This is a genomic window from Caballeronia sp. LZ028, from assembly GCF_031451415.1.
Classification (GTDB): domain Bacteria; phylum Pseudomonadota; class Gammaproteobacteria; order Burkholderiales; family Burkholderiaceae; genus Caballeronia; species Caballeronia zhejiangensis.
On record NZ_JARUXN010000001.1, the window covers coordinates 2,622,395 to 2,634,919 of the forward strand.

Sequence of the window (12,525 nt, forward strand, 5' to 3'; positions counted from 1 at the left end):
CCTTTTCCTCGGCAGAATCGCTTCCATACCGATCCGTTCGACGGGAACATCGCGCGGCTGAACTGGTAGGCAAATGCTGCGCGCCGGACACACTCACTCCGACGCGGACGCCTGCTTGAAAACCCAGAACTTCGAAGAGAGGAAATTGACGCCCAGACCGCAGATCGAACCGGCCGCGACCGCGATGACGGGCAGATAGTGCGTCTTCGGCAGCAGCAGCACCACGGCCGTATACGCGCAATAGTTCACCACGCCGCCCGCCGACATCGCCACCAGATAGCGCCACCACTCGCGCCATAGTCCGCCCGGCGCCTCTGCGTCGAAGGTAAAACGCCGGTTGATCTGCCATGTGACCACGACCGCCGCAATGAACGAGATCGCCCGGCCCGCGAAGTAGCCAAGGCCGCACGCGAGCATCAGGTAGAGCACTGCGATATCGACGAGAAAGCCGACGGTTCCGGCGACAGCGAACAGAATGAATTGTTTCATCGTGGCGAAATGGGCCAGTCAGGGGTTGTAATGCCCGAGGCAGGCTTTGAACAAGACCTTGAGCACCGCCCAGTTTCCCCGAATGCCGCTGATCTTGGTGGGTGTGTCGCCCGTGGCGGGATAACGTCTCACGGTCGGCAACTCGATGCATCGAAAGCCGAGCTTCGGCACGCGGTAAGACAGATAGGCCAGAAGTTCGTACCCGGAAAACACCGAGCGAAACGGCGCAATGCGGGCATCCCTCAACATGCGGCTGCTGTAGGCGCGAAAGCCCTGCGTCGTGTCGGTCCAGCGGAAGCCCGACGCGAGCGAGAGCGCGGGTGCGTGAATCAGACGGATCGCGAGGTCGCGCGACACGGGCGTGTTTTCCGCCACGCCGCCAGGAAGGAAGCGCGACGCCTGCACGAAATCGTAGCCTTCCTTCAAGGCGTCGATGAACCGCGCGATCGGATCCGGATCGTCCTTGTCGTTGCCGTCGATCGTGACGATGCCCTCGTAGCCCTGCTCGAGCGCAAACGCATAGGCGCAGCGCAGTTGCGCGCTGAGTTTGCCGGGTCCGCGTTTGACCAGCAAACCGCGCACGCCGACGCTGTCCAGAAAGGCGGGCGCGAGTGAGCCGTCGGTGCTGCCGCCGTCGACGACGATCACATCCGCGATTCCGTCGACATCGATCGCGTGCATGCGCGAAAGAAGCCGCTGAATGCGTTCGCCCTCATTGATGACCGGGATGACGACGCAGTAGTCGCGCGTCTTGCCGCGCCAGATCGGCGCATCGAAGGCGGGAATCTCGGCCGTGCTGTCCTGCAGGCGCCCGGCTGCGCTATGGATGGAGTTCACTGCGTGTTCTTCCTGAAGGATGCGGCCGCGGATCGATATGTGCCACAAACGAATGCCAGCGCAGCATCGATGTCGGCAAGTCGCGTCTCGGCACGGCGCGTCAGCATTTCGATCGTGACGAGCGGATGGATCGCGGATCCGGACAACGCACGCGCGAGCGCGCCGTGATAAGACGCCGCCGAAGCCGGCGCCGATCCCACGGGTACGAGATCGGGCTCGCTCACGTGAACATGACCGATGACGTCCTCGAATGCCCGAATCGCGTGCCCGACATCTTCGCCGTTGATCGCGGACGCACCGCTGTCGAACTGGAGGCGAATGGCCCGATGGTCCACCGCGCGGACGATATCGGCGGCGCTGGCCGTATCGGTCATGAAGTTGCAGCCGTATTTCGGCGGGTTGGGTTCGAGGCAGACGATCACGCCGTGATCGTCCGCCACGCGAGCGAGCCGGCCGAAAAATTTCACGGCGCTTTCCTTCGCGGCATCCGGAGTCAAATCACCGATGTCGCGGTTCTTCGGCGAGCCGAAGGTGAGACGCACGCCCTCTTTGCTGGCGAGTCCCTCGCCGACGCGGCAGACCGCCCGCAGACGATCGAGCATGCGGTTTTGCGTGTCGACGTCGCCGAAAAGGTTCAGCCCCGCGGTGCCGAACAGCAGCGACTGCATGCCGACGATCTTAATGCCGCGATCGGCCCACATCGTGCGAACGGCGGACGTCTCCTCGGCCGTCGCGCCGTCGATATCGGGGAAATACTTGCTGGGCGCGACGTCGATCGCGTCGACGCCATGTTTGTTCAGCAGGGCGACGACCTGCTCGTCCTCGTCCGGCTCCCACGCGAGATTGGAGATGGAGACTCTCATCACGACGACTCCTTTGCGCGGCGGGGCTCGGATTGCGCATACGCCCGGATTGCCATCAACGATTCGCGCTTGCTGTATTGATAGCGGCCGCTTCCGCCCAGCGCTTCGGCGAAGCGGGACTGCATGTCGTATCGCGCCGGCTGATTCTGCGTCTGGTTGCCGAATTCGATACCGAACCCTTCGCGCGCGAGCTCTCCGACCGTCACGGGTTCCGCCGTCAGGTGCACGAGATCGAGGCCGGCTTTCAGCGCGAGGTCGATGTCGGACCAAAGATTGACCATGGGATAAAACTGGAACGCCGCGCGACTGTCGACCGCCGCGAGATTGTTGTCGTTCAGCAGATCGAAGATCACGTTCTTGCGCAGGCCGGGCCCGACGAGACCCGGCAGGCGAACGATCAAATGGCGCTCGAAACCCGCCGATGCGCAAAATTCCTCCAGCATGCGCCGATTCGCGCCATACGCATGGAGGTTTCGCACATCGACGCTCGAATCCTCGTCGACATTCAGCGGGTTCTCGAACACATCGACCGTGCTGATGAGGATGAACGTCTTGCAACGCATCGCCCGCAAATGGTCGATGAGCGATTCGATGCGCTCGCGGTCTGCCTGCGGTTCGCGATTGGCGATCCACTTCTGTGCGGGCGCACCGGCGCAGACGACGGTGTCGAACGTCTGCCCCCGAATATCGGCGATGTTGGTGGAACGGTATGTGTTCTCGAATGACCGCTGACGCAGCAAGGTCGTTCCCACAAATCCTGAATAGCCGATCAAAGCATCTGGCATGGCGAAATCCGATGTGTTGAGTAAGGATCAACGGACGGGAAGAGACACGGCATCGAGTCTTTCGAGAACGTCGAACACGTTGTCGATTTTCCCGCCGAGTATCGAGAAGCAGCGCGGCATTTGCGCATGCCGTTCGAGCAGGATTGGACGTCCGTCGTCGCGTTCGTTGTTCAAGAGCACGCTCTTGATTTCGAACAGCGAGTCCGCGTACTGCGCATCCTCGAGGATCGGCAGATAGCGCGCGCTATCGCGCACCATGCGGTCCACCCTGCTTACCTTCGAATAACGCTCGAGCATCTCTTCCGTGTCGAATGCGTCGTCTTCGATCCATTCGACATGAGGCGTGTATCGCACGTGAGAGAGGCTGTGCAGCCCTTTCGAAGGAAACGGCATGAACGAGAAGAACGGGCCGTCCATGACCGTAACGCCGATGTCCTCCAGCGCCCGTGGCGGCTTCATCAGGGCCATTTCGGTGACCTGATGCTTGAGCCCCGTGCTTGCCTTGGGAAAATCGCCCGACAGACGATTGATTCTACTGTAAGTGCAATTGAACACCCATTGCGCATCGATCGGCCAGTGCTCACCCGTCCTCACGTTCTCCACGATCGCGCCGAGCGCGTCGGCCCGGTTGCTCAGCGAACGAACTCTGGAGTTGAAGCGAACATCCACGTTCAGTTCCTTCATGCGCTGCGCCATGAGCTCGCGCAGAACGAGAGAATCGAACGCGTATTCCTGCACCGCGTAGACGCTGCGAATCAGGCGTTTCTCGAACAACGCGGCATGAGCCGGCGACGCGAGTTCGAGTTGCGCGCCGATGCTGCGGCAGAAGCGCTCGAACTGTCCGGGCGCGACGTTGGAATTGCTGGCGATCGCATACAGCTTGACGAAATCGGACCTGACCGCCGGCCCGAACTGCTCGACGAAGCGAGGAAAATTCACCCGGCTACGAATGCCGGTCGTCACGCTGCGCGGATAGTGGTAGCCGTTGTGCACGCGCGCCTGATTGGTGAACGACGCCCGCGTCATCAGCTGTTCTTCCTGCTCGAGCACGAGCACCCGCGAAAAACCGCGCTGCTCGCGGAGATAGCATGCGAGCGCCGCGCCATAGAACCCGCCGCCGATGATCAGCGCCTGTTCCTCGACGGCGCGACGCACCTCGCTCATGGAGCATTCTCCGTGGGACTTTCCTTCGCGTCCGACAAGTCGCCATGAGTCTCGATGTTCAGCCTCCGGCGACCCGACATCTCCGCGCTCGTGAACTCCTGCGCAATGTGGTACGCGGGGCCGTCGCTGCTGGCACGCGCGACATTGAGCAGATATTCGCCCAGCACGAGCATGACGAGCGACAGAAGAAAGAACATGCCCGATTGCTGCAGGGACAACGTGACCCACCCCGGCGCGACATCTGACTTGAACATCGCGATGAGCAGAACGTACGCGGAATATATGACGTTCGCGCCGGCGCCGAAAAGGGTCAGCGCCGTCACGAGCCGCATCGGCACGCGCGTCGTCGAGACCAGCAGCCGCATGCCGCGATCGAAGCCATCTTCCAGGCGCTTGACCGTCGCGTCGGTCGGCGCGCTTCTGTACCGCAGGCTCTTGCGTGCGAATCCCGCTGTTACAGGCAGATGCCGGTAACTCACCGCGGGATGCTGATGCCGCAACAAATGATGCACGACCTTGCGGCTCAGCAGCCGGAACGGCGGCGCGTCGCGCTCCAGGTCGATACCGGACAGGCGTCGGTAAAGCACGTTGAACACCGAGGAGCAGACGCGATAGGCGAACGTGCGGCGCGGCTTGGTCTCATTGACGGCAAGGACCACGTCAGCGCCCTCGCTCGCCGTGCGCAGCATCTCACCGATGAAATCGATCTGATCCAGAAGCGGATCGATGATGGCAACGTAATCCCCAAGCGAATGCTCCACGCCAACGGACGCCGCCGTGTCCGAATCGACTTCCTTCGTCAGAGTGAAAACCTGGAGATTCGGAATACCGCCGACGCTCGTCAGCTTTTTCAGGCGGGCGACGGATTCGTCGGTGGACGCATTATCGACAATGATCAATTCATGATCGCGCGCGAGAGACGCAACCGACGCGGATATTGCACGAATCATACTGTCCAGGCGACTGTCGCAATTTCTCGTCAGGACGACAACCGAGAGAAAAACGGGCAACTGTTCCATCGTCGTTTCAGTATTCGTTGTCAGTTCTGCAATTCATCGGCATAAGCACGCTTTGCGGCGTCAGGCGCCTGGCCAATACGCTTGCGCAACCGGCGCAGGGATGGCGCGATCGCCGAGCAGTACTGCAACGCGAGAATGCAGAAACCGATGCCGATGGTGGCCGAGAAAATGTCCCACTCATACATGAAGTGCCACATGATGTGCTGATAAGCGAACACGTACCACGATACATAGGATATCGGCGCCCATACGAACACCAGCTTTTCCAGTCTTGAAAGACGCTGGAAACGCACTAACAAGGCGATGGTTGCGATTGCGAAGACGTTGCCTTCCGTGAGCTTCCATTGGAAGAACCAGGGAAACACGAACGCGGTGTCGCCCATTCGGCCGCGTATCGTGTCAAAGAACTTCGTGGTGAACGGCAACGGAACGCTGTCGAAGCTTGCGGTCCGGTGAGTCAGCGTCGAAAACGCGAGTTCTGCGCCAACGCGCAAAGAGCTTCGGCCGATCGCATGGCAGACGATCAGCACGTGATCGAAGGCGGCGATGAGAAAGCCCAGGCAGACGGATGCGAACACGAAAACCGCCACACGGATGACCTGTCGCGGCGAACCGCGCAGAAAACATAAGGCCGCGAATACGGAGTTGATCGTATAGACCGTCGCGAACTCATAGCCGCGCGAGAAATTCAGGAATGAAAGCGCCATGAAGCCCGCATAAAGCACGCGATTCGACCATCTGCCGGCGGCGAAAGCGCTCCACGCGAACGGCGCATAAAACACGGCCGTTATGAAATACAGGTTCTGTGAGAAAAACACCAATCCGGCCATCGATGACAACAAGATCGGCACGAGCGGCGCGCAATTCAAATGGTACTCTCTTGAAATTCGCCGGAAAAAGACGCAGAGAATCAACGCGAGCAAAAACGCATTCAACATACGGAATGCGCCCAGGAAAATGTCGATTTGCTTTTCCGTTTTCAGACCGAGGCCACGCGCAACCAGCGAGGCAGCGTAGCCTTGCAAGGCGAGATTGGCGAGATAAGTCCTCGTTCCGTCCGGATAATACGCGAAGTCTTTATCTGCATAACCGCGCGGAACGATCAGCAATACACCCTTGTTCTCCGTGCCGAGAATCTCGTTTTTTACTTTATCTCTAATTAGATACTCAGAGAAAGAGTCGACAATGTCGATATATTTTCCATTGCCATCGCCTACATCGTGGCGCAATCCGGCCGGATTAAAAATAAAGATCGTCGCAATAATGATCGGGAAGAGCACCAACCAAGCCAGCCGCTGCATGAAAGCCCCTATAGATCTCTGAATTCGGCCGTCCCGACGCCTCGAAGCGTGCCCGAATCTGGGAATTATATCAGCGACGCCCGGATCATCTAAAAAACAAGCTCTAGTCTGCGGCTGAAGCGACTCGACTCCAGAGGTAATAAATACTTAAGGAGCCCAGGATAAGCGGGTAAATTCGAAAGAGCACCCATCATTTCGTCGCTAAGCAGTTATAGCGACACGGGTGCCCTCTCGTGTATGAGTTCAACCGGAACAGAAATGCGTACGATCAGATACCGACCGCACGTGCGTCGTTTGCGGTTTCCTCGGCGATGCGCGGCGGCGACGGTACATAGATCTTCAGCGCGCGGTGCGTGTAGCCGAGCAACGAAATATGTCCTTCGGACGAACCGCATACAACATAGTCGAGATAACTGTTGCTCCAGCGCAGCGAATGAATGCCACGTGGAATTCCCTCGAATTCGCCAAGATAAACGCCGATGGCCGGACGCGACTGCGATGCCCATATATCCTGGAGCATCGGCAAATAAAGATTGTCCGTGCCGAACAAAAGCAATTCGGACGGCGCGTGTGCATTGATCAGTTGTCGAACGCAATCGCGGTGTTGCGGAACGAACTGAATTTTTCCCTTCGAATCGAGCGCAAGAATGACATGCGTCGACGATAACGTCGAGAAAAAGTCGCTCGCGCCCTGTCGCAGTTTCTCAATCATCGCAGGAAGGCGAAAATCCCTTCCGGCATGCAGCGACGCATTAAAACGCCTCAATTGCGCTGCACGGCGGACTTCGTTCGTCTTTCGCATATTGACGACATTGTCGTAAGACGAGTTTTGTCCGGAATGCACGCGATGGTAATAAACCGCCTTCGGCACGTGCAGCAGCGGCGCGATCTCCGACACTTTAAGCGCGACGTCCCAATCCTGAACGCCGTCGGTGCCTTCCGCAAATCCTCCCACGCGATCGATCAGTTCCTTCCTGATGACCTTTAAATGCGACGCGACCATATGGTCGAGCAGATTTTCCGCGTGCGTCCGCGTTTCACGCAATTGAGGCTGCCCGCCGTACGGACGCGCGCGCTCTTCGCCAGCCTCTTCATTGATATCGATGCGGTCGGTGAACACATATCCGGCAGGCGTTTGTTTCAGCGCATCGGCCACGGACATCAATGCGTCAGGCATGAGCCAGTCGTCGCAATCCAGAAACGCGATGTACTCCGCAGTGGCCGCAGCCACGGCAACGTTTTGCGCGTGACAGATTCCGCCATTCTTTTCCAGCGTGATGACTTCGACGGTCGGAAGCTGCGCGGCGAGTTTCGAAAGGATTTCCTTCACACGCGGATCGGGCGACGCATCGTCCACGCAAATGATTCTTTGCGCGGCAAAAGTCTGAGCCGCTGCGCTCCTTATGCATCTTTCCAGATGATCCGCGTGATTATAGACGGGGATAATAATATCGATTTGAGGGCCGGCCATAATCTACTTTGCAAACGACAACAGATAATTGACTTCATCGTGCGCCAAAGCCGGCGACGGATTCACCGCGTCTACCGTGCCAAAAAAACGCACGTAAAAACGGTTGTAATGCTCGAGCAGGCTCTTTTGCGATTCAGCGTCGAGCGGTGCGCCCATATTCCGAAGATGCTGTATCGCCCGTAGATATGACAGCGCCATCGAACGTCCGTCCTTGCACATATTCGAATCGTGCTGCCGATACACGGCGCCGACAAAGTCGGAATATGCAAATCGAGCGCCGGCCGTTGCAAGCGTGACCCAGAAAATCCAGTCCTCCTTGGCTCGCAGTTGCTCGTTGAAGCGAGTCGCGCCAATGGCGGACGCGCGGAACAGACCGCAATGAATCGGAATCGTCAGGCCGCGTTCCCAATACTTGACGAACGAAGACGGATCGTATTCGAAACCGGCAATCGTCGAGACACCCAGGCGCCAGAAGCGGGATCGGCTCGCGTCGCACATCACGAATTCCGTGAGATGGACGTCGATCGACGGATCGGCCTCCATCGCCTCGATCTGCAAATCGAGCTTGTTCTGTGTGACGAGGTCGTCGGAGTCCAGGAACTGGATGTACCGCCCTCTCGCCGCATCGAGCCCGGTGTTGCGGGCGGCGGGCAAACCGCCGTTCGCGCGCGAGATCACCCTGACTTCCTGACGCGGCCCTTCGGATCGAATCCGGGCCAGGCAACGACGCGTCAGCGAATCGGTAGATCCGTCGTCGATGATGAGCACCTCGTGATGCGAAGAACACGACGCATTGACCGATTCGACAAGGTCGGCCAGGTACTGGCCCTGGTTGTAACAAGGAACGACCACGCTGACCAGCGGCTGAGTCGTCTGCTCCTTCATGTTTCGTTGCTCCAGGTTGTCACTCATGCCGCAACGACTCGCTTGATATAGCCGTCCAGTTCGTCGAAGCTGTTCAGATTCAGCATCGTCCGGCAGCGGGACAGAAGATTGGTTGGCCAGACGTCTGTCGTGCCGGCCATGCGAAGGTACGCGGCCAGCGCGGTTTCGTCGGATTCCGGATCGAATCCCGTCGTCGCCTTGAACCATTCGACGTCGAACAGCGGATGCGGCGTTCTGTTCTCCCGGGATCCGTATTCGATGTAGTGCAGCAGCGGATTCACCTGGCTCTCGGCCAGATCCGGATAAACCCAGAGATAGAAGCCGGCATCGAAGAACGCGCAGGGATTGCGTCGCTCTTGCGCGCCCGCTTTGAGGAAGTGCTCGATCGGGTCCGTACCGGCTACAGCGATGTCCTCGTATTGCGACAGATACCAGTCGCGATCGAAAAGCCCGCTTTTGACGATGATTTCGTACTCGCGGCTGCCCGGCGAGCCGAAGGGTGCCTCGACCGGCACGGGTTGCTCAACGACTGCGACCTGTTCCGGCTCGGCGGGCTGCTCAACGACTGCGGCCTGTTCCGCTTCGGCAGGCATATGCGCGCCGCGCAGCCTGCGCGCCAGGTATCTCGCCGGTGCCAGCACACGCCAGCTTCGTGAGTAGCGGATCTGGTCGAAACGCGCTTGCCATGCCCGCGTTTCGTTTCTGCTGGCCGTCAATTCCGCCTCGGCGCGCGCCACGTCGGCGCGCAGCGAATCGATGATCTCATCGAGACGGCGACGATCGTCCTCGAGACGGCGGCGATCATCCTCGAGGTGACGGCGATCCTCGTCGAACTTGTTGCGCTCGGCCAGCATCTTTTCGAATTGGCCCGAGATTTCGGTCGACGCGCGCGTCAGGTCGTCGCTCGAGGCAAAGCGATTCGCCGCCGTCTGCCGTCTCAACTCCGCGAGCTCGCTCGCGATCTGCTGCACCCGTTCGTCCAGAAGCGCTACCTGTGGAAGATGCGGCGGCCGATCCACGGCGAATTCCATCACCTTCGACGAACCGTCCTCCGATGCGCCTCGGAACGTCGACACGACTTGCGGCCATCCCGCCGCGACGAACGCGTGCCGCACCTTGGCGGCGATCTGCTCGCTGCTTCGGGCATCGAAGCAATATCGCGTCAGGAAGTAGGCGATGAACCGGTCACGTGTATCAGCAGTAACGGCCGTTTTCCCGTCGAACACCGAGGAGACGTCCTCGATTCGGGCGATACGCTCGGCCGCCGCGTTGTAGTCGCTTTCGCCAAAAGAGAAGACGGGCTTGCCGTGTAGAAGCGCTTCGAAGCCGACACCCGAATTGCAGCAGAGCACCGACTTGGCGCCGGCCAGACACTGATGCACGGACGCTTCCGTGATCGTGACGAACGGCGCATCTCGCAGCTTCTCGAGCGCGCTCTCCATTTTCTCGTCGGTACACAACGGATGACGCTTGATGACGAGCGCCTGACGGCGCTCCTGAGCCGTGCGTACTGCCGCGTCCAGCACATCGAAATAATCCAGCCGCGACAGCTTCAGCACCGTGTCAGACGTGATCTGAAGCGGAAAAAAGACAAACCCGGAAGGCAGATTCGAGACCGAAATGCTCGGCTGTGGATACTTCGATACGTTGCGCCCGACACTTTCTTCACGCGCCTTGCGCACGATCCGCCGAGCCTCTTCGAGGTCCATCTGCTGCGCCTGCGCGTACATGTCCCCCGAATGCGCGATTTCCGACCAGCCGGAGTAGCCGCGCCGATCGAAAGAGAAGTAATACGGCAGCGGGCCTTCCTTGATGCGCCAGACATTGGGCGCATCGCCGACGGAATGGTAGGAGAACAGCACGGAATTCGTCGTGCGTGGAACGAAGTCGTCGCCGGAGCGGACGTACTTCGTGTGCACGACCGCATCGAGATCCGCAAGTATGCCGAACAGGTTTGCGACAAAGAGCCGGTGAGGCTCTCCCACGAGCGGATGCTCGCACCAGGCCGAGGGAACCTCGACCTCCACCCACGGAGAATATTGTTCGTTCATTGGCGTGCGACGTGCGAATACGGATCTTTTCTGAAGAAAGTATTGTATCCAACCGTACACGACCTCGTCTCAATAAACTCGATTCGCGCAACGCCGCCGGCTCAGAAGCCGGCGGCGGATTTTCTGCGAGCGAACAGCCGGCGGCAAATCATGCCCGCCCGTAGTGATCCTCGAATCTGACGATATCGTCCTCGCCGAGATAAGCGCCTGATTGCACTTCGATCATTTCCAGCGGCAACTTGCCGGGATTTTCGAGCCGATGCTTCTGTCCGAGCGCGATATACGTCGACTCGTTTTCCGCCAGCAGGAAGCTCTCTTCGCCGCGCGTGACGCGCGCCGTCCCGCGCACGACGATCCAGTGCTCGGAACGATGGTGATGCATCTGCAACGAAAGCCGCGCCCCTGGATTCACGACGATGCGCTTGACGTGAAAGCCCTTCCCTTCATCGATCGAATCATAGTAGCCCCACGGCCGATAAACCTTGCGGTGAAAATTAGCCTCGGTGCCCTGCTCGCTTTTGATGCGCGCCACGATCGCCTTGACGTTCTGCACGGCCGAATGTTTGGCCACGAGAATCGCATCGGGCGTCTCGACCACGATCAGATCGTCCGTTCCGACGCACGCGATGAGGCGTCCCTCCGAATGCGCCAGCGTATTCGATGCCCCTTCCAGCATGACGCGCCCGCGTGTGACGTTGCCGGCGGCGTCCTTCGGCAGGGCCTCCCAGACGGCGTCCCACGCACCTACATCGGACCAGCCCGCTTCGAGCGGCACCACGGCCGCGAGGAACCCGGAGCCCGGCTCGGTGATGCGTTCCATGACCGCGTAATCGATGGACTGCGACGGGCACGCCTTGAACGCCTCCACGCCGACACGAAGGAAGTCGACGTCGTTCGTTCTAGCGTTGAACGCATCGACACAGGCAGCGTGAATCAGCGGTTCGAATTGCTCGATGGCCCGCAGCCACACCGACGCGCGCAGCACGAACAAGCCGCTGTTCCAGAGGTATTGTTTCGAGTCGACATATTGTTGCGCCAGTTCGCGCGATGGCTTTTCGACGAACTTGTCGAGCTGATGCACGTTGCGCTCGTCCAGTTGCGGACCCACGCGCAGATAGCCATATCCGGTCTCCGCGCGCGTGGGCACGATCCCGAGCGTGACCACATGCCCTTCGCCCGCGAACCGGACGGCATCCGCGACGCGCGCCCGAAACGCGGCTTCGTCGGTCACGGCGTGATCCGCGGGCATGACGACCATGATCGCGTCGTCGCCGTTCCGCACGAGCGACAGCGCCGCGAGCGTCAACGCGGGCGCGGTGTTTCGTCCGGCAGGCTCGAGAATGATCTGCGCGGGCGCGCCGCTCTGCCGAAGTTGCTCGGCCACGTTGAACCGGTGATCTTCACCGCAGACGACGATGCCGTGCGACGCCACGGGATGGCTCGCGCTCAGGCCATCGAGACGCCGCGCGGTCGACTGGAGGAGGGAATCGTCGCCGAGCAGGCCGATGAGCTGCTTCGGATACTGTTCGCGCGACAGCGGCCACAGACGCGTGCCCGCGCCGCCCGCCAGAATGACTGCCTGTACCGGAAGACGATCGGCGTGTGCGTCTGCTTTGCCGGAGACGGAAGATGAAATGCTCATGCTTGTTACTCGAGATGG

Annotated in this window: 11 protein-coding genes; all 11 read right to left on the reverse strand. The window is 59.9% G+C overall.

The window, feature by feature from the left end; all coding sequences use genetic code 11:
- Positions 1 to 93 precede the first annotated feature (93 nt).
- The 11 genes from QCE58_RS12420 to QCE58_RS12470 all read right to left on the reverse strand — a co-directional run bounded on the left by QCE58_RS12420 (position 94) and on the right by QCE58_RS12470 (position 12,507).
- A complete protein-coding gene (locus QCE58_RS12420; protein ID WP_250435035.1) occupies positions 94 to 489 on the reverse strand; it encodes a GtrA family protein in 396 nt (131 codons plus the stop codon).
- Positions 490 to 507: 18 nt separating this feature from the next.
- Positions 508 to 1,326, reverse strand: coding sequence for a glycosyltransferase family 2 protein (locus QCE58_RS12425; protein WP_250457477.1), 819 nt, complete (start codon positions 1,324 to 1,326; stop codon positions 508 to 510).
- Positions 1,323 to 2,189, reverse strand: coding sequence for a TIM barrel protein (locus tag QCE58_RS12430; RefSeq protein ID WP_309779601.1), 867 nt, complete (start codon positions 2,187 to 2,189; stop codon positions 1,323 to 1,325). Before QCE58_RS12430 ends, QCE58_RS12425 begins: the two co-directional genes overlap by 4 nt.
- Positions 2,189 to 2,974, reverse strand: coding sequence for a pyridine nucleotide transhydrogenase (locus QCE58_RS12435; RefSeq protein WP_250521360.1), 786 nt, complete (start codon positions 2,972 to 2,974; stop codon positions 2,189 to 2,191). Before QCE58_RS12435 ends, QCE58_RS12430 begins: the two co-directional genes overlap by 1 nt.
- Before the next feature lie 27 nt (positions 2,975 to 3,001).
- Positions 3,002 to 4,138: an FAD-dependent oxidoreductase gene (locus tag QCE58_RS12440; RefSeq protein WP_250435039.1), complete on the reverse strand. Its 1,137-nt coding sequence runs from the start codon at positions 4,136 to 4,138 to the stop codon at positions 3,002 to 3,004.
- A complete protein-coding gene (locus QCE58_RS12445; RefSeq protein WP_250435041.1) occupies positions 4,135 to 5,157 on the reverse strand; it encodes a glycosyltransferase in 1,023 nt (340 codons plus the stop codon). Before QCE58_RS12445 ends, QCE58_RS12440 begins: the two co-directional genes overlap by 4 nt.
- 20 nt (positions 5,158 to 5,177) lie before the next feature.
- Entirely contained in the window at positions 5,178 to 6,458 is a 1,281-nt protein-coding gene (locus QCE58_RS12450; RefSeq protein ID WP_250521361.1) for a hypothetical protein, read from the reverse strand.
- A gap of 268 nt (positions 6,459 to 6,726) precedes the next feature.
- On the reverse strand, positions 6,727 to 7,929 hold the full coding sequence (locus tag QCE58_RS12455; protein WP_250521362.1) for a glycosyltransferase: 1,203 nt from the start codon (positions 7,927 to 7,929) through the stop codon (positions 6,727 to 6,729).
- A 3-nt stretch (positions 7,930 to 7,932) separates the two neighbouring features.
- A complete protein-coding gene (locus QCE58_RS12460) occupies positions 7,933 to 8,841 on the reverse strand; it encodes a glycosyltransferase family 2 protein (protein WP_250521363.1) in 909 nt (302 codons plus the stop codon).
- Complete coding sequence (locus QCE58_RS12465; RefSeq protein ID WP_250521364.1) at positions 8,838 to 10,865, reverse strand: hypothetical protein; 2,028 nt, start codon at positions 10,863 to 10,865, stop codon at positions 8,838 to 8,840. Before QCE58_RS12465 ends, QCE58_RS12460 begins: the two co-directional genes overlap by 4 nt.
- Positions 10,866 to 11,013: 148 nt before the next feature.
- Positions 11,014 to 12,507 (reverse strand): mannose-1-phosphate guanylyltransferase/mannose-6-phosphate isomerase, encoded by a 1,494-nt coding sequence (locus tag QCE58_RS12470; RefSeq protein WP_250435048.1) that lies wholly within the window; start codon positions 12,505 to 12,507, stop codon positions 11,014 to 11,016.
- Positions 12,508 to 12,525 lie beyond the last annotated feature (18 nt).

Bases quoted from the DNA above. Each gene is read 5' to 3' on its own strand.
- QCE58_RS12420 (WP_250435035.1), bottom strand. From the start codon at position 489: ATGAAACAATTCATTCTGTTCGCTGTCGCCGGAACCGTCGGCTTTCTC.
- QCE58_RS12430 (WP_309779601.1), bottom strand. From the start codon at position 2,189: ATGAGAGTCTCCATCTCCAATCTCGCGTGGGAGCCGGACGAGGACGAG.
- QCE58_RS12435 (WP_250521360.1), bottom strand. From the start codon at position 2,974: ATGCCAGATGCTTTGATCGGCTATTCAGGATTTGTGGGAACGACCTTG.
- QCE58_RS12440 (WP_250435039.1), bottom strand. From the start codon at position 4,138: ATGAGCGAGGTGCGTCGCGCCGTCGAGGAACAGGCGCTGATCATCGGC.
- QCE58_RS12445 (WP_250435041.1), bottom strand. From the start codon at position 5,157: ATGGAACAGTTGCCCGTTTTTCTCTCGGTTGTCGTCCTGACGAGAAAT.
- QCE58_RS12450 (WP_250521361.1), bottom strand. From the start codon at position 6,458: ATGCAGCGGCTGGCTTGGTTGGTGCTCTTCCCGATCATTATTGCGACG.
- QCE58_RS12455 (WP_250521362.1), bottom strand. From the start codon at position 7,929: ATGGCCGGCCCTCAAATCGATATTATTATCCCCGTCTATAATCACGCG.
- QCE58_RS12460 (WP_250521363.1), bottom strand. From the start codon at position 8,841: ATGAGTGACAACCTGGAGCAACGAAACATGAAGGAGCAGACGACTCAG.
- QCE58_RS12465 (WP_250521364.1), bottom strand. From the start codon at position 10,865: ATGAACGAACAATATTCTCCGTGGGTGGAGGTCGAGGTTCCCTCGGCC.
- QCE58_RS12470 (WP_250435048.1), bottom strand. From the start codon at position 12,507: ATGAGCATTTCATCTTCCGTCTCCGGCAAAGCAGACGCACACGCCGAT.